General features: G+C 53.0%; 14 protein-coding genes. 4 read left to right on the top strand and 10 right to left on the bottom strand.

Features of this window, described 5'->3' with window-relative positions; all coding sequences use genetic code 11:
- Complete coding sequence (locus FWG96_05520) at positions 1-795, bottom strand: hypothetical protein (GenBank protein MCL2032708.1); 795 nt, start codon at positions 793-795, stop codon at positions 1-3.
- A 214-nt stretch (positions 796-1,009) separates the two neighbouring features.
- Between FWG96_05520 and mtnP the strand changes: the two genes are divergently transcribed.
- The 4 genes from mtnP to FWG96_05500 are packed head-to-tail and all read left to right on the top strand — an operon-like array spanning position 1,010 to position 6,068.
- Positions 1,010-1,786: an S-methyl-5'-thioadenosine phosphorylase gene (mtnP, locus tag FWG96_05515; GenBank protein ID MCL2032707.1), complete on the top strand. Its 777-nt coding sequence runs from the start codon at positions 1,010-1,012 to the stop codon at positions 1,784-1,786.
- A gap of 8 nt (positions 1,787-1,794) precedes the next feature.
- Positions 1,795-3,957, top strand: a complete 2,163-nt coding sequence (gene hypF, locus FWG96_05510; GenBank protein ID MCL2032706.1) for a carbamoyltransferase HypF — start codon at positions 1,795-1,797, stop codon at positions 3,955-3,957.
- Complete coding sequence (locus FWG96_05505; protein MCL2032705.1) at positions 3,954-4,946, top strand: phosphoglycerate mutase; 993 nt, start codon at positions 3,954-3,956, stop codon at positions 4,944-4,946. Before hypF ends, FWG96_05505 begins: the two co-directional genes overlap by 4 nt.
- Before the next feature lie 9 nt (positions 4,947-4,955).
- Positions 4,956-6,068, top strand: a complete 1,113-nt coding sequence (locus tag FWG96_05500; GenBank protein MCL2032704.1) for a TIGR00303 family protein — start codon at positions 4,956-4,958, stop codon at positions 6,066-6,068.
- On the opposite strand, the gene FWG96_05495 is transcribed toward FWG96_05500, so the two are convergent.
- The 9 genes from FWG96_05495 to FWG96_05455 all read right to left on the bottom strand — a co-directional run bounded on the left by FWG96_05495 (position 6,065) and on the right by FWG96_05455 (position 17,013).
- Positions 6,065-6,697, bottom strand: coding sequence for an NTP transferase domain-containing protein (locus FWG96_05495; protein ID MCL2032703.1), 633 nt, complete (start codon positions 6,695-6,697; stop codon positions 6,065-6,067). The genes FWG96_05500 and FWG96_05495 overlap by 4 nt on opposite strands.
- Positions 6,698-6,703: 6 nt before the next feature.
- Positions 6,704-7,573 carry an adenosylcobinamide-GDP ribazoletransferase gene (gene cobS, locus FWG96_05490; GenBank protein ID MCL2032702.1) on the bottom strand — a complete coding sequence of 290 codons (870 nt, stop codon included), beginning with the start codon at positions 7,571-7,573 and terminating at the stop codon, positions 6,704-6,706.
- A gap of 784 nt (positions 7,574-8,357) precedes the next feature.
- Complete coding sequence (cbiS, locus tag FWG96_05485; protein ID MCL2032701.1) at positions 8,358-9,506, bottom strand: bifunctional adenosylcobinamide hydrolase/alpha-ribazole phosphatase CbiS; 1,149 nt, start codon at positions 9,504-9,506, stop codon at positions 8,358-8,360.
- On the bottom strand, positions 9,503-10,537 hold the full coding sequence (gene cbiB, locus FWG96_05480; GenBank protein MCL2032700.1) for an adenosylcobinamide-phosphate synthase CbiB: 1,035 nt from the start codon (positions 10,535-10,537) through the stop codon (positions 9,503-9,505). Before cbiB ends, cbiS begins: the two co-directional genes overlap by 4 nt.
- Before the next feature lie 4 nt (positions 10,538-10,541).
- On the bottom strand, positions 10,542-11,651 hold the full coding sequence (locus FWG96_05475; protein ID MCL2032699.1) for a histidinol-phosphate aminotransferase family protein: 1,110 nt from the start codon (positions 11,649-11,651) through the stop codon (positions 10,542-10,544).
- A 102-nt stretch (positions 11,652-11,753) separates the two neighbouring features.
- Positions 11,754-12,173, bottom strand: coding sequence for a hypothetical protein (locus FWG96_05470; GenBank protein MCL2032698.1), 420 nt, complete (start codon positions 12,171-12,173; stop codon positions 11,754-11,756).
- Between the two features lie 4 nt (positions 12,174-12,177).
- Complete coding sequence (locus FWG96_05465) at positions 12,178-12,894, bottom strand: NAD-dependent protein deacylase (GenBank protein ID MCL2032697.1); 717 nt, start codon at positions 12,892-12,894, stop codon at positions 12,178-12,180.
- Positions 12,895-13,307: 413 nt separating this feature from the next.
- Complete coding sequence (locus tag FWG96_05460; GenBank protein MCL2032696.1) at positions 13,308-14,114, bottom strand: ABC transporter ATP-binding protein; 807 nt, start codon at positions 14,112-14,114, stop codon at positions 13,308-13,310.
- Positions 14,104-17,013 (bottom strand): iron chelate uptake ABC transporter family permease subunit, encoded by a 2,910-nt coding sequence (locus FWG96_05455; protein ID MCL2032695.1) that lies wholly within the window; start codon positions 17,011-17,013, stop codon positions 14,104-14,106. Before FWG96_05455 ends, FWG96_05460 begins: the two co-directional genes overlap by 11 nt.
- Between the last annotated feature and the right edge of the window lie 20 nt (positions 17,014-17,033).

Genomic DNA, 17,033 nt, shown 5'->3' with positions numbered 1-17,033 from the left:
TCAGCCGGACTCCAGGTCCTTTCTCAGCTCTTCGATGAGTTCTTCGAGATAACATTCCCTTCCCTCGTCTTTGCACTCCTCGTATTCTTTCAGGAGCATGGCGTACATCTCTTTTTTCGATAATGTTTCCGTCTCTTTGCCGAAACAGTAGGGACACATCGTACGGCACAAAAAGCAGCTCATTTCCCATTTTTTATCTACCATCTTAAAACAGACGTTGTCGCATTTCTTATTCCCGAATGAAGCATGATCGCCCAATGCTCCCGACGGGCACGCCTCGACGCATATGTTGCAGTTATCGCAGATCCTGTATTGCGCTTTCTCATCCGGAACCAGATCCGCATCGGTCAGAACGGCGGTGAACCAGAGGAGGTTCCCGTATCGGTCGTTGGTGAGCAGATAGTTTCGGCCGATGATCCCGAGCCCGGCCAGCTCCGCCGCATGTTTCAGAGAGATGTGGCCGTAGTTCTTGCCATCAATGAACTTGCCCCCGCAGCCGCTTATATCTTTTGCTTTGTACCCGTCGCTTTTTATCTGTTTTGCCACTTCTTTTGCTATGCCGTTCGTTTTTTCTATTACCTCTTTGCGGGCCAGTGTATATTCGGCATTGCTCTTCAAAGCTTCCTGCGGGAACGGCGCCCCGAAAACGATCACAGACAAGCACCCTTCTAAATGATCTGAGGGCTTGAAACCATCCAGCGACATAATGAAATCTTTGGAAGCGGCTATGCCGACCACGGCAGCCCCCGCTTTCAATCCGTACTCTTTCACCACCTCGCTGTTTATCTCGGTCATATTTCCACTTTCTGCATATTGGAACGTTTACTTCGCTGACTGTCTTGCGCTTTTCCAAAATGCGGTCTGGATATCAGTTATGCCATATAAACTGGCATCGGCAGCGTATGTTCGCGGGTAAGGATCATTACCGTCGAAACAGAAGGGGCCTGATGTTCTGGCCATTATCGGCCAAAACATCGTCCTTTTATATTCTTATTAGAATCCCCGGGACATGCCCAAAATAGCCATAATCGGAGGTACCGGCATATACAACCCAGATTCCTTCGAGACGATTAAGACCGTTTTTCCTGACACGCCGTACGGCAAGCCTTCCGACGAGATAATGATCGGAAGGATCGCGGGCGTCGAGGTAGCGTTCCTGTTCCGCCACGGGAGGTCCGGTCAGCATCCTCCGTCAAGCGTTCCGTACAGAGCGAACATGTGGGCACTGAGGGAGCTTGGATGTTCATTCGTGATATCGGCCTGCGCGGTGGGTTCGCTCCAGATCGAGTATGCACCCGGAGACCTTGTCATTCCGACACAGTTCGTCGATCTCACGAAGAAAAGAGAGTACACGTTCTTTGACCGTAAGGTTATCCACATATCTATGCCGGACCCGTTCTGCGGCTATCTGAACAGGATATTCGATACCGCCGCTGAAGAGATGGGCATCAGCCACCACCTTGGCGGAGCATATGTATGCATAGAGGGGCCCAGGTTCTCCACCCGGGCAGAAAGCAGGATGTTCAGACAGTTCGGGGACATCATAGGAATGACGCTCGTTCCGGAGTGCCAGCTTGCGAGAGAGCTCGGCATGTGCTACTGCAGCCTTGCGACCGTGACCGACTATGACGTATGGCATGAGGAAGACGTCAGCATAGAGATGGTCAAAAAAACAATGAACGAATGCCTTGCGAAGGTGCTGAGGCTCCTTGAGCTCGGCCTTCCGAGGATCGGGGAGAGCGACTGCGATTGCATTGAGGCCGCCAAAGGATGCGGCGCCCTCTGATAACACTCATGAGAATAATCTTCAAAGGGATCGTTCAAGGGGTCGGGTTCAGGCCGGCCGTCTACAGAACGGCCTCAAAGCTGGGTCTTTCGGGAAAGGTGTGGAACGACGGCTCCGATGCCGTTGTCGACGTGGATGACGGAGAGAGATTCCTCGATTCGTTCTTACCGAACCTTCCTCCCCTGGCACGATTGGACGACATAGTAAGGATAGAAACGCCCGCTCCCCGCATGGGCGGCTTTCATATATCCGCTTCTCAAAGAGGTTCGTCCGGTATGTCCATACCTTCGGATATCGCCGTATGCGGAGACTGCCTCGAAGACATGATAAAAGGCAGAAGGTCCGGATATCCCTTCACATCCTGCACGAAGTGCGGACCGAGGTTCACCCTGCTGGGCGGTCTCCCTTACGACCGCGTCTCCACTTCAATGAAAGATTTCGAACCGTGCCCGGAATGCCGCTCGGAATACGGGGGGCCGGCTGACAGAAGGTTCCATCACCAGACCGTATGCTGCCCGAGCTGCGGGCCGTCCTACCGGCTGATCGGCAAGGGCCGTCTGGCTATCCGCAGCGAACCGATAACAAAGTTCGCAGATATGCTCTCCGGGGGAAAGATCGGGATAATGAAAAGCTGGGGCGGCATGCACATATGCTGCGCTTTGAACAACATTACGAGGCTGAGAGAATGGTACGGAAGGAAGCAAAAGCCTTTTGCGGTCATGGTAAGGGACGAGGATGCCGTTCTAAGATACGGCAGCCCGACTGATAAGGAATTGGAGAACATACGATCCCCCCACAGGCCGATCGTGCTGGTAAGAAAGAAGCGCTCCGATCTCGCCGATCTCCTCTCTCCCGGCCTGGACAACATAGGCGTCTTCCTTCCGTATACGGGGGCCCAGCACCTCCTGTTCAGGCACTTGGAGGACGATGCTTTGATAATGACGTCCGCGAACATACCGGGCGAACCTATGATAGTTGATGACCATGAGATCATGGAACTCGGCGCGGACATGTACCTGATCCATGATCAGCGCATATTGAACAGGGCCGACGACAGCGTGCTCAGGATGTTCGGCGACAGGACATTCTTCATAAGAAGATCCAGAGGACATGTCCCTTCATGTATTCAGACGGCACTGAGGGGGTCTGCTGTGGCGGTCGGGGCGCAGGAGAATCTGACCGGATCGATAGCCGCCGACGGGCGGATACACCCGACGCAGCACATCGGCGACGGGGAAGGCGTGGGGGTCGCAGATTATTTGGAAGAAGCGATCAGGACCCACATCCGGCTGCTGGGGTGCCGGCCGGAGATCGTCGCCATGGATCTCCATCCTGGATACGTCAGCAGAGGGCTTGCGAAAAGGCTCTCTGAAGAATACGGCTCGGAGCTTATCGAGGTGCAGCACCACTGGGCGCATGCCGCTTCGCTCATGGCTGACAATGACATTAACGGCGTGGCGGCGCTGACCCTGGACGGCAGCGGCTACGGAACGGACGGCACAGTGTGGGGAGGCGAGGTCCTCGCGGCAGACCTTTCATCGTTCTCCAGGGTCGCAAGGCTGGAGGGCATACCTCTTCTGGGATCTGAAAAAGCCCTGTACGATCTGAGGAGATTAAGGTTTGCGATCGACGCCATGAACGGCGAAGAGAACAACTCTTTCCCAGAGAACGAGGCGGATGTTCTCATGAAAATGATGAACAAAAGCGTTAAATGCTCGTCAATGGGGAGGCTGATGGACGCGATATCATATTCGCTCGGGATATGTTCCGTCCGGACGTACGACGGGGAACCCGCGATGAAACTGGAACCTCTGCTGGCATCCGGGAAACTGATACCTGGATTCGAGACGGAGGTCAAAGCGGGCGAAGTGGGGACGGCCGATCTGTTCTCCAGGATCAGGAAGGATGACGACCCTGCGGATATTGCCTATTCGATCATCTACAACGTGATGAAATGTCTCACTGAAAGCGCGGTCGACACCGCCGATTCGGAAGGCATCGGCCCCCTCGGCATAACCGGCGGGGTCTCGTACAATTCGTCCGTATGCAGAATGTTTTCGGAGATCGCAAAGGATTCCGGACATGAATTAATATTCCACCAGAACGTTCCCAACGGTGACGGCGGAGTGTCGGTCGGACAAGCCGCGATAGCTCTTAAGAGGATACAATGAACACCCTATTCGTACTTCTTGACGGAATGGAGGATGACCCTAATCCTGTTCTCGACGGAAAAAAGCCGTTCGAAGTGGCGAAGATGCCTTTCATGTATGAAAAGGCGGGCCATAAGTTCTATACGACCGGAAGGGGATATACCCAGCTGTTCCTCAACGAATTCTTCACCGGCCACCCTCCGGAGCTGCCGAGGGCCGTGCTGGAAGCGATCGGGCTCGGCATGGACATCTCCGGCCGCCGGACGGCATACAGGCTGAGTCCGGCGGAGATAAAGGACGGGATGATACATTGGTCATATCATGCTCATCTTTTCTGCGACAGGCTTATGCCAGTGATGATGAACAACCTCCACATACTGGACGAATATGATCCGGAGATCAAGTTCTTCTTGAACGGCAGGGCGGTCCTGACCATGGAATGCGACGATATCCCGGACCTGCCTGCGCCTCCTGTGGACGCCCCGTTCAAGGAGGTCCCCGGAGCCCTGGGCAGATTCGTTATGAAGGTGGCCGAAGATATGAACGGGATAACGGATTACCCCTGGGGGTGCGGCAGGTTCACTAAGCAGTATCCCCCCTTCGGATGCCTCGGAAACATGACCGCGATATCGGACAGCCCGACCGCTCTGGGTGTGGCGGCGTCATTGGGCCATGAGATACACCTTATCGATGAGGTGGAGGACAGATTCCCGGTGGCGAAAAAAGCCCTGGAGAAGGGGAATGTTTTCCTACATATCGACGAGGTTGACGAATACAGTCATCAGAAAGACCCTTACAAAAAGATAGAGATACTGGAAAGGACGGACCGCCTTATGGAAAGATATTTCCATGATGCGGAACGCGTGGTGTACTTCGTAGACCACGGAACATCCTGCGTCACGGGCGAACACATAATTATGAATGTGCCTTTCTGGACAAATATTGAGACGGATATGTCCGGAGAAGGGTTGGTCCCTCTCGACCAGGTCATTCCCCGGCTGATGAGATAAGGTGAACCAATGTCGAAAACGGAACTGCCGCCCTCGCTTAGCATATACGGTAACGAAAGGATCGCAAAGGATATACTCTCCAGAATATGGGGTAAGAGGGGGGTTTTCACCTGCACCGTCGCCAACACGCTGACATCTACCATACCGGGGATATCCGATGCGGGAGATACGCCGGAGCTGACGATGTTCACTCCGGCGGCGGATGCGGAACTTTTGGTATTGGGGAAGACGATCTGCATGAAGGGCATCCCGATAAACCCGGGCGGGATACCTACTCCCGCAACCCTTACCAAGGCCGCACTGGAGATCTCCGACATGCCTTTTTTCATCGTCAACGGCGGCTGCAAGATCAGACCTAATCTCCCTTGCATAGAGGTGGGCGGAGAATGCGGCGACTATGTCACGTCCGGAAAGGCTGTTTCTGATGTCAAGAAAGTCTTCGATAACGGGAAGGTCCTCGGTGAGATGCTGTCCCACGGTTCTGACTTCATTGTGGTGAGCGAAAGCTGCGCCGGAGGGACAACGACCGCGCTCGCAGTCCTTCTGGCTATGGGGATCGTAAAAGAAAACCTTGTCAGCAGCAGCTCGCCGAACAACCCGCGCGAACTCAAGATGAAGACGGTCGCGGAAGGCCTGAAGGCCGCCGGCATAGAGGTCGGAGATCTTGCGGACAACCCTCTGAAAGCGATCGAACTCGTGGGGGATCCGATGATGCCCGCGAACGTGGGGATCATACTGGGAGCGGCCAAGCGCGTCCCGGTCATCATAGGAGGCGGGACCCAGATGGCGGCTGTCATCGCCGCTGCGGTAAAGCTTGACCCGAGCATCGTGGGGAACATATTCCAAGGCACGACAAGATGGCTGATGGAAGACCCGAACTCGAACATGTCCAAGATAATGGATTCCATATCTCCGGACGTGCCCATCGTCTATGTGAACATGGATTATTCCTCAAGCCCGTACGAGGGACTTCAGGCATACGAATGGGGGTATATCAAAGAAGGAGTGGGCTGCGGGGGATCATCCGTTGCGGCCATTGTGCAAAGTTCCGGAGAGGTCACCTGCACGGACCTGCTGGACAGGGTGCATGATATTTACAGAAAAATAATGAACTTCGATTAAGCTCCGACGTCGGACCTCAGTACAGCTTGGTCCACGATCTTCCTTGCCTGATTGAGCTCTTCCTGAGTGTTCACATTGACGGCGAACTCTTTGCAATCCGTCTCATAGAAGGATTCCTGGAGATATACCCCCCGGAGGGTCTTTTCCCTGTCCATAATGGAAACACCCGAGACCACACAGCTTGAGCCATAATAGTCTCTGGTGTAAGAAGGTTTGATATTGAGTTTTTCAAAAGCTCTTTTGTCAATGATGGCAATAAGCGATTCCATATCCTTCGCATCGAACGCCGCTATGAATCTGTCCAGCTCCTCTGTTGAGAAGAAGGGAAGGTCCGACGGGCATGTGAGGACGAATTTTCCCTCAAGGATCCTGAAGGAATCATGCAGATCCCCCATATAGTCCTCTCCGGATGTCATCGTCGTCTCCACACATATGTCCTTCAGGTACTTCTCTGTCTCAAGCGTGTTATCGCTTACGGACACCAAGATCCTGTCAATGTTCTTGGAGCCTGAAAGCGCATCAATCACTCTCTTGATGACAGGCTTGCCCCCGATGATCTGCATGGGCTTCTCTATGCCGCATGCTCCCATCCGGGTGCCTTTCCCTCCAGCGTTGATCAATGCCTGCATGTGACCTCAGAAGAGCAACCCCGGCCAATTCGGCAGTGTATAGAATCCTACTATGAGCAGTGCTACGAAGAGTATCATCACTCTCGATATCTCATTGGCGGCGCCTAGGACATCCCCATTCACGAAGCCGAACTTCTTGTTCGATAGATAGGCAACGAGCCACCCTACGAATATCGAGGACACAGCAGCCCCTGCTATGAGCAATGCGGCCGATATCATAGGCACCGAGGTCCACATTCCGCTAACACCAGCGCTTGACTCTATCAGTCCCATTATCAAATATCCAGCGAATGCGAATCCTGCAGATACGATGGTTGACATAAGCAGAGTCTGGAAATTTGCATTCCTTACCTGTTCGGATGCCATTCCTGTGCCTGGTTCTCCGAAGGCCGCAGCCGCCACAATGGCATTCTTTACGAATACCTCTGTGATCACTATAACCGCAGCTAATAAGAAAGCGGCCCATATCCCACTTATTGCGGAGATTGTCGCAATGACCACTATAAGCGCTATGCCAAGTCCGCCTGCGCCGATCCTTGTGTCCTTGAGGGCTTTGACACAGTCTTCCTTGTCTCCGCTGGCAACCATCCCATCGCCGAAGTCTACGAGTCCGTCAAAATGAAGGAACTTCGATAAGATGTATATCGTTGCCAGAATGGCAACAGCGACCATTGCTTCGGCGCGTATTAGATCTACAAACACAACTCCGATGACAGAGGCGATCAGACCTATGATGAGCCCTGCGATCGGAATAAGGTAGAGATTCTTGTTCATGGCATTGATCTCTTTCCCGCCGACGTTCAATTTGAACAACGTGAAGAATGATATGACCCCTTTTATTGCATCCAAAGGCCCTCCGGCCGGCGCGTCTTCCATTTGAGGTTCGCGCTTTCGCGGCTCTTTCGCCTGTTTCTGTTCAAACGGAGACGGCCTTTCGTATGCCGGCCTCTGCTCGGGCTCCTCATATGCGGGCCTGTATTCGGGCTCTTGTGCGGGCCTCTGCACCGGTTCCTCATACGCCGGCCTCTGTACGGGCTCTGGCGGAGGCGCCGTGCGTACCGGTTCCGGCGGAGGCGGGGGCCTCGACGGCTGTACTGGCGCGGGTTTCGGTTCCGGCCTTGGCTGGGCTGGCGCCGCCGCGGGTTCGCGCGCCGGAGCCTGCTGCGTCTGTCTCTGCGGTGCTGCTTGTTTCGGCGGCTCCGGTGCGGGTGGTTTTGGCTCTGGCTTTGGCTCAGGTTTAGGTTCCGGTTTTGGCTCAGGTTTGGTTTCCTGTTTAGGCTCCGGCTTCGGTTCCGGCTTCGGTTCCGGTTTTGGCTCTGATTTGGGCTCAGGTTTAGGTTCCGGTTTTGGCTCCGGCTTTACCTTAAAATCTGCCGCGCTCATTTTCTTGAAGACTCTGGGCTCCCTCCTGGCGCCTACTGGCTCTTCTTCAGGAGGTGTTACTGCTTCCGCATCCGGCTCCTTATTGGCTGCATCTGCGGTATCTTTTGCTGAAACTTGCCCATCCATCCCTTGATCCTCGGTCTTTTTCTGAACCTCGGACCCATCATCATGTTGAACGGAGATGCCCGAGAAGGCGCCTTCGTTCCCCAACTGGTCATTAGTTTCATCTGGCATATTACCAGATGTAAAGCGACTGGAGATAATATAATACCTCCCATCAGAATTGCTCGTCGAACATATCCGTATATACCGACGACATCACGCCGCCTATCAGTCCGCACAGCATGTCATCCATGAACGGACCTAGTTTCGATATCACTCCCGGCTTGTGTCTGTCGAAGCGGTGGAACTCGAATACGCCTCTCGTTCCTGCGATGTACTGGGCTATCTGCATGCCGATTATCTCGTCGGCTATCAGGTGGATGGGGTCTTCCGCGAACATCCCCCTCGGCATCGCGCATATGCAGTCCTTGGTCCCTATGTCCTCCAGAGCGACCGCGCCCTGGATGAGCGATGAGATATTGATATCGCTGGACAGAATGTCCAGCTTTGACCCGAATCTTCTTTCCAGGTCGTCGGTGTCCCACGCTGGGTTAGGGATGTACAGTTCCAGCGCGGCCTCCCACATAAGCTCTTTCGTTATACCTCTTCCTTTCAGAACATCCAGGAACGTGCCCATGTACGGGAAGTCCCCTCTCTTCACAAGATTGCTTATAACGGCCGCCTTAACGGACCTCGCCATCGATATACCCAGCGGCACACCGGTGCCGGCATATTTCTCTTTCTCGTCGCCTGCAGGCGACACTATCGCGATCGCGTCCGAAGTGGTTCCCGTCTCTCTGTACCCGAGTATGCCCATCGCAGCGGATTTCGCCTCGATCATGGGCATCATGATGTTGACCTTTGCGGCGTCCGTCAGAGGCACGGGAGATATCCCTATGATATTTATCGTCCCGCCGACCAGCATCCTGTACCTTTCCTGAGAGATCCTGAATCTTTCTTCCCAGTTCTCCAGAAGCTCCCCGGCGACGACGTGGTTGCTCAGTCCCGCCGTCACCGCCGCAAACGTCTCATAACCTTCGTGATCTGTCTCAACCGTCGAGAACACATACTTCACCTCGGCGGCTGTCATGAACCCAACCGCATGTTCCGGTATCTTATGCTTCTCCATCGTCCTCTTTACGTCGGGAAGGGGATCGTCGGTAACATAATGGTGCGGTACCTGCATGATGAAAAGTGTGTCGGTGACCGTATGTCCGCTGTTCGTTACCGCACTGCTCAGAACCTCCATTCTTTCCGTCAGGTATACGACTGCCGTTGCCATATCCCCGTCCTCGAATATCTTTACATCCTTCACATACCTCATACTATCATCCTCAGCAGGTCAAATATCCTATCCTCTATGAACACCTGTATATGTATTCCAATGAATACAAAGAACAGGAGCGTTGCCGTCAATATGAACAGCATGGAAATACGTTCGACCAGTTTATAACATCTGGTCACGTCGTCGATCGACGGCAGGTCCCCGCTTCCCATCACATAGACATCCTTTTTTTCCATGGATATCCCCATTGCGCATGCGACCGCCGTCATCGGCCATCCGCTGTTCGGGCTGGGGGTCTTTGAGTGTTCCTCTTTTGCTGCCTTGAACACTCCTTTATGATCATAACCGAATATCCAGGCTGCCAACGCGACGAACGCCGGAGATATCCTCGACGTCAGAAATCCGAGGACATCGTCGAACTTCGCGACGAAGAATCCAAGGTTCCCATACTTGTCATTCAGATAGCCCCACATCGCATCCATCAGGTTCGCGCACCTGAACATGACCGCTCCGGTCATCCCGAACAATCCGAAATAGAACGCAGGGGACATAGCGCTGTCCACCAGGTTCTCGGATATGGTCTCGCAGCATGCGGAGGTTATGTGCTCCTCATCCAAACTGCCGGCGTCCCTGCTGACTATCATCTGCACTTTCTCCCTTGCGGATCGGATGTCTCCCATTCTCAGATCGTTCTGTATCGGAGCGCAGTGGTGGCGGAAAGAGAACACCGCAAACGTTATCTTGAACATGAATGCGATGACGATTATCCAAACGATCTCCCCCAAGGTCGCTGTTATGCCGACGGCCTCCCACTGGTATCCGTCAAGGCAGTTGCGGACGAGGCTGCATATCACCATGATGGCAAACCAGAAAACAAAGAACACCAGCATGTATGAGAAGAACCCTTTCGCTTTCGTCCATTTGGAAGTTCTGTTCTTCACCCTCTTATCCAGGAAGCCGACGAAGTTGCCTATCCACCTTAGGAGGTGATACCTGTTCGGCAATTCCCCCACTCTGTCGATGACCAATGCGATGACGACTATCAGTACCGCGGACAGCCACAGCTCCATCGTCTCACTCCAAATGCCTCATGGAATTCCCGACGGCCTTAACGAACATCTCGTTGCGCTCCCTGTCCTTAACGCTGAATCTCACGTAATGATCGAATCTGCCGCCGAAGGACGCACAGTCCCTTACCATTACTTTCTCTTTCAGCATGAGCTTTTGGAACTCCGAGCATCTTATCCCCAGTTCCTTCAGGGAGCAGAAGTAAAAGAAGGAGTCCGATATCTTCCCGGCCGGGAATCCTATCTCGTTCAGACGGGAATTCATCACTTTTGATTCCTCAGCCATCACCGCGGCGGCTTTCCTCACGTATCCTGTGTGTTCAGACATAAGGATCCTCGCGACATTCTGCTCTATCTGGCCGACGTTCCAGGTCATCCTTATCTTGTCCATCTCTTCTATCAAGGGAGCGGATGCGGCGCCGTAACCTATCCTTATGCCGGGTATTGCGAAGGATTTAGTAAGGGAGCCTGCGACGACGAGGTTGTCGTACTCCCTTACATACTTCATGCATGATATCTCCTCGTGGTCAGGAACGAGTTCCAGGAGCGTCTCGTCAAGGAATACCAGCACGCCTTCGTCACTGCATTCTTTGACCATCTCCAATATCTTCCGCCTCGGCTCGATCCTTCCGGTCGGATTGTTCGGGTTACAGATGTACAGCGCCCTGGCCCCGCTTTTCAGCAGGGAGGATATGCGCTCCCCGTTCATTCTGAAGTCCTCTTCCTCGGCAAGCTCGTTGTAAACCACATCAATGCCTGCTACTCTGCACTGTTGGGAATATTCCGCGAACGACGGTCTGTTGATGACCGCTCTCTCTCCCCTTTCAATGAATGCGTTGGGGAAATTCCTTATGATCTCCGACGACCCCGCGCCTATTGCGATGTTCTCCTCTTTGAGAGAGAATATCTTCGAGAGAGCATCCTTCAGCTCGGTACAGTTGTCATCCGGATAGTGTCCGATGTCATCCATGGCCGTCGCGATTATCTCCGGGAGGCATTCGGGAGGCCCGAAAGGGTTCAGATTGTGGCTGTAATCCTCTATTCCCTCCATCTTCCATGCCTGTCCGCCGTGGACGGTCTTCGGGATCCCCCCCAGAGCCTCTCTTCCGCGCCTCATCTGATATCACTGCTGTATCGTGGTTGGATTATTAATCCTATGTTACATAATTCCATTGTTTACTATAAAATCCCTCATCTTTTTTAACGAGAATGCCGCCTTTCAATCATCATTGCCGGAGTGATATCGATAGACGAAAGCGGCTTCCAAGAGTTCTGCCAATGACCCGAATTCGTATTCCGCACCAAAGCTGACATTGCTTGCGTCTCCGAGGCAGAATATGCCGCCCGCCCACCGCAGAACATCCATATCACGCCGGGCTATCCACAGTTCTCCGTATTCCCACCACTCGAAGATCATCTCATCGTCGCATGCGTGAAGTTCAAAACTGTCCAGACAAGGGACGCCGTTCGTTATCATGTAGAACTCAACGAGCTGTTCCGTGACCTCCGCAGGTATGTTCCTTTCGGCGGTGCGACGTTTGAGTATATCGATCGCGGTCTTGTCCGCAGGGCGTATTTCTTTCCCATATTCCATAAAAAGAGGCTCGAGCAGATCCCTGATGCGTTTCTGAACACTCATATGATCACACCCGCTCCAGCACCTCCCCGATCTTGCCGCGGATGACAAGCGCGGCATTGCGCTCGCAGGACAATTCCGATTTGTTGATCAGGATCAGTTTATTGCCGCGGTAATATTGAAGAAGTCCGGCCGCTGGGTACACGTTCAGCGAGGTCCCGCCCACTATCAGAACGTCGGCGTCCCGTATCGCGCTGACGGCCTCCTCCAACACGTTCTGGTCCAGGGGCTCCTCGTACAGGACCACGTCCGGTTTGACAATCCCGTCGCATACGCATCGGGGAACGCCTCCGCTTTCCAAAATATGCTCCAGCGGATGTGCCGCTTTGCATGTCATACAAAAGTTGCGATGGACCGAGCCGTGCAGCTCATGAACGCATCTGCTTCCGGCCGTCTGGTGCAGACTGTCGATGTTCTGTGTGACCACCGCTTTCAGTTTTCCCTGCGACTCCAGCTCGGCCAGCTTGAAATGTGCCGCATTCGGCTTTGCGTCCGGATATATCATCTTGTCCCGGTAAAAACGATAGAATTCGGCGGTATTCTCCATGAAGAAGCTGTGCGACAGCATGGTTTCAGGCGGGTATGCATACTTTTGATTATACAGTCCGTCTGTGCTGCGGAAGTCCGGAATGCCGCTTTCTGTGGAAACGCCCGCACCGCCGAAGAATACGATATTGTCTGAATCATTGATGACGGATCTTAATTCTGAGATCTGGCTCTCCATTTCTATCTCCGGTTGTGCCGGCGGCCGTCCCGCCTTAGGCTGCTGCTGGCCGCACTAACTGCATACATGTAGCATGAGGGTTTATTATGCCAGCTTGGTTTTGCTGAGATTACCGGTTGTTGGGAAGTTCGGATTCGCCGACCTTTCTACCCCGGCGAATCCGGAACCGACCCGGTAGGAGGTGCGTATTTATGCGACGTCCGTCCGGTGTGATCCGGATCAGGATCGTTGTCATCCTCAGAGATATTGAGATCATTCTCGATCTTGATATTCCTTAAAGGGCAACCGAGCGGTTCACGTTGAGAACCCGGTCCCTTCGGGGGCCGTCACTCGCACCTTCCTTAATCCACATTGGCCGTGTGTTATATATTTTATTCCTCTGAGATCGGGCAGTTTGGGTCGGCGGCCCTGACTCAGAAATAATACCTTCCGGCGTACCTTTTGGGAAGCACGAAGAGCTCTCCGTCCTTGTCGAGACCGACAGACGCGCTCACTTCGTACACTTCCTGCAGAAGCTCTTCGGTGATCACTTCCTTCGGGTCCCCTATGGCATAGACCTTGCCTTGTTTCATTATTATGCACATGTCGCAGTATCTGGCCATAAGCGATATGTCATGTTCTGCGACAAGTACCGACATGTCCTTCTTGACCATGGCCGTGAGATACTCCATCACTTCCAGCTTGTATTTCATGTCCAGATGGGAGGTGGGTTCGTCCACGAGCATAAGCCGAGGCTCCTGGACGTAGGCTTTGGCGATGAGGGCACGCTGCCTCTCTCCCGAAGACAGCATGTTCAGGGGCCTGTCCCTCAGATGGAATACGCTGAATTTCTTCATAACTTCTTCCACGAGCGTCTCGTCCTCGTCGGTCTCCCACCAGACGTTCTTCAGATAAGGGTAACGTCCCAGCATCACCGTTTCATAGACGGTGAGACCGAAGCTTGCCCTCAGCTCGGCTGGAACATTGGATACCTTTCGGGCTATCTCCGCCGGGGTCTTGCTCAGAACGGACTCTCCGTCAATAAGCACATCGCCCGACGATATCTTGTGCATATGATTGATGCATCTCATCATCGTCGTCTTCCCGCAGCCGTTCGGACCTATCAGTCCGACAAGCATGCCCGGCTCTATGCAATATGAAACATCCTTCACCGCGTGGAATCCGTCCTCATATACCTTGTTCAGGTCTTTGAGCTCTAAAAGAGGGGCATCATCCTTCATACATCTTCCCCCTTCTTATCAGTAAATATGCGAAGACCGGCACACCGATCATCGTTGTTATGGCACCGACCGGCAGTTCCAAGCCCAGATAGAGCGTCCTTGATGCAAGGTCGGCAAGCATCATCAGCGCCCCGCCGAAGGCGATAGACGCCGGAAGCACCAGCCTATGGTCGCCTCCCAGCATCATGCGGCAGAGATGCGGTATCACTAATCCGACGAATCCAATTATCCCGACGAACGCCACGCAAAGTGACGTGAGTACGGACGCCATTATCAGCATCAGTCTGTTGAATCTTCGGACATTGAGGCCCATCTGCTGCGCCTGATCTTCCCCTAATAAGACTAGGTTGAACTCTTTCGCCCATATCAGCGGGACGAGAGACATTGCGAACCCAGGCAACAAAATAAGCCATACTTGATTCCATGAAACATTCGCAAATGAACCAAACAGCCATGTCAGGGCGTTGCTCACGCTTTGACCGGCCATAGACAGCATCAGCGTCTGTATGGCGGAGAATGCTAAACCGACCACCACGCCGGCTAAAACGTAATTGATCGATGATCTGCCTGCTCTTTCTGCTATGAACATGGTTATTGCAAACGCGACCAGGCCTCCGATCATTGCCGTTATAGCCGTCGCATATATCGAATGCGACGAAAAGAGTCCGAAGAATGTGAAATCAAATGCTATGACGGCGACGGCTGCCGTCCCCGCTCCCGCAGATACGCCCATTATATACGGGTCTACGAGAGGGTTCCTTATTATTGCCTGGTACATGCTCCCGGCGACCGATAATCCTATCCCGACGCCGAGCGCGGCGAGCGTCCTCGGTAGCCTGGATTCGAACACCCTTATTTCGTTGAGGTTCGACGGATCCGCTCCGCCGTGCGATATTGCTGAGAACAAAGACGAGAACATCTCCCCTATGGACATGGTTGCGTTATAACCTACACATAGACATGTAATAAAAACTGCGATCGTGACCGTTATGCCAAAAACCAGCACTACCAAAAGACGGTTCTTGCTGCGCTTGTTATGCCTCAGGTCCTCTCCGCCGAGGTAATGCCTCACGCTCTTTGAGATATAATTGAACGGTTTGTCCTCTTTTTTAACGAACCTGATCAGCAGATATACTGCGGCGAGTATCAGCAATATCACTGCAAGTATGATAGCCAGAGCGTAGATCAGAGGTTTCTCCGCCCCTCCGATGCCTCCGTATGAGGGGAAATTCCCGTACACAGCATTAACTCCAGAGTCGTTCCCTGCGTACACCCAGCCGTCGATCACCAACGGCGGAGCCATGCTGTAATTCGTCGGGGCCGTATCAGGCATCATGAACGTTCCTTTTATATTTCCATCGAGAGAGACCACATAAACAGGCTCCTTAAGGGAATAGCCTTGTATGTAGATCGTGTCGCCATTGACCAGCACCATCGGGGCCTTTACATTGGTAATCTCAGTGTTAAGCAGCTCATAATTCCCATTCAAATCAACCCTTGCCAGACCATTTGTTGCCGTGATATAAACTCCCTTGAATCCATCGCTATCGACGGGAAGAACATAGTTTGCAACCAGGCCGAACATATCCGTATTGAGTGTCCTTTCCGAAAGTTTGCTCCCGTCGAACGTATATATGCCGATACCTCCGACCATTGCGTTCAGGCCTCTCCCATCAGACACGCCGAAAATCAGCACATAACCTCCGTTCTCTTCGAACACCGATACCTGCTGAACGGATCCATAATCTCTTCCGTTGACCACTCTTGTATACACAGACGCCTGGTCGATTATTGACCCGTTGACCTTGTTGATCGCATACAGCGTTCCATTCAACGCACCTGCAAAGATGTAGTCGTCGTAAACTGTGTGAGAGAAGAAATATGCCGATCCTCCCATCTGTCTCGACCATATCAGATTTAGATCCAGATCGAAACAGTAAATCATTCCATTGGTTGAGCCGCAGTATATTACGCCGGAATCACATATAAGCGAGCCTGGACCAGTGTTGTAGGTACTTCCTGCAAGAGACGCGGTCGTGTTGGGAATCGCCCCCTGTCGATTCGCTATGTCTAAACTGCCGTATGTTTTATTGTTGAATGTCATTACGTTTGCGTTACCGGGTCCAGGACCTTCTTTCAGAGGGACCTTGAATATGTATCCGTATGAAGCGGGGATGTAGATGTAATCCCCGACAATGACCGGCGTAGACAGATCGAAATTCACCACGCTGGGGTACATGAAGTTAAACTCCCATACCTCTGCCCCCTCCATATCATAACAGGCGACCGTAGCATGCGCTGGAGATTTTGATGAGTTGTACTTTACAAAAACGTAGCCGTGTGCCAATAAAACTCCTGCCTGAACGCCCGCATCTCCGCCCCCATCCTGACGTGACCATTTCAATTCCGCCTCTCCTCCAGGAGCAGCGGTATCCTGAGCGCCGCTCTGTTGAGAATTGCCTCTTATCATTGTCCAAGCGGATGGGTTTTCCGGCGTCTCAACGGGCACCTGTCCATTTGGATAGAATCCGAGAGCGAGATATCCGCCGGTGTATTGAGAGGACGTGTCGGATATCGCTATCCATCTTCCGCCATCCCATTTATATGGGATCCATTTCGATGTTACCTTCACCCCTGTAGCGCCAGATGCGCTTAGGCTTCCTCCTGTAGATGACGATCCTATCGTTGTCTCAGATACCCCGTTCAGCGTGATCTTGCTTGCAGACGAACTGTAATCGAGTCCGCAGCCTGATGCCGCATTACGGAGCACGTCGTCTATTGTGCCTCCGGCATTGATGTCCGACCAGACCGTGTTTCCGTTCCCCATGTCGAAAAGGACCTTTTCGTTGCTTGGTTCGTCGGCATTGGCATCAAAGACGACCATCAAAGGAGTTATCATAAGCAACGCCGCAGCGGCCA

Origin of the sequence: Candidatus Methanoplasma cognatum, assembly GCA_009777615.1 — an archaeon.
Lineage (GTDB): Archaea > Thermoplasmatota > Thermoplasmata > Methanomassiliicoccales > Methanomethylophilaceae > Methanoplasma > Methanoplasma cognatum.
The sequence above is the reverse complement of the archived record's forward strand: the minus strand, read 5'-3'. Positions and strand labels throughout refer to the sequence as shown.

Excerpts from the sequence above, each read along its gene's own strand:
- FWG96_05475 (MCL2032699.1), bottom strand. The coding sequence starts at position 11,651 with ATGAGGCGCGGAAGAGAGGCTCTGGGGGGGATCCCGAAGACCGTCCAC.
- cobS (MCL2032702.1), bottom strand. The coding sequence starts at position 7,573 with ATGGAAGACGCGCCGGCCGGAGGGCCTTTGGATGCAATAAAAGGGGTC.
- cbiS (MCL2032701.1), bottom strand. The coding sequence starts at position 9,506 with ATGAGGTATGTGAAGGATGTAAAGATATTCGAGGACGGGGATATGGCA.
- FWG96_05470 (MCL2032698.1), bottom strand. The coding sequence starts at position 12,173 with ATGAGTGTTCAGAAACGCATCAGGGATCTGCTCGAGCCTCTTTTTATG.
- mtnP (MCL2032707.1), top strand. The coding sequence starts at position 1,010 with ATGCCCAAAATAGCCATAATCGGAGGTACCGGCATATACAACCCAGAT.
- FWG96_05455 (MCL2032695.1), bottom strand. The coding sequence starts at position 17,013 with ATGATAACTCCTTTGATGGTCGTCTTTGATGCCAATGCCGACGAACCA.
- FWG96_05505 (MCL2032705.1), top strand. The coding sequence starts at position 3,954 with ATGAACACCCTATTCGTACTTCTTGACGGAATGGAGGATGACCCTAAT.
- cbiB (MCL2032700.1), bottom strand. The coding sequence starts at position 10,537 with ATGGAGCTGTGGCTGTCCGCGGTACTGATAGTCGTCATCGCATTGGTC.
- FWG96_05465 (MCL2032697.1), bottom strand. The coding sequence starts at position 12,894 with ATGGAGAGCCAGATCTCAGAATTAAGATCCGTCATCAATGATTCAGAC.
- FWG96_05495 (MCL2032703.1), bottom strand. The coding sequence starts at position 6,697 with ATGCAGGCATTGATCAACGCTGGAGGGAAAGGCACCCGGATGGGAGCA.
- FWG96_05460 (MCL2032696.1), bottom strand. The coding sequence starts at position 14,114 with ATGAAGGATGATGCCCCTCTTTTAGAGCTCAAAGACCTGAACAAGGTA.
- FWG96_05520 (MCL2032708.1), bottom strand. The coding sequence starts at position 795 with ATGACCGAGATAAACAGCGAGGTGGTGAAAGAGTACGGATTGAAAGCG.
- FWG96_05500 (MCL2032704.1), top strand. The coding sequence starts at position 4,956 with ATGTCGAAAACGGAACTGCCGCCCTCGCTTAGCATATACGGTAACGAA.
- hypF (MCL2032706.1), top strand. The coding sequence starts at position 1,795 with ATGAGAATAATCTTCAAAGGGATCGTTCAAGGGGTCGGGTTCAGGCCG.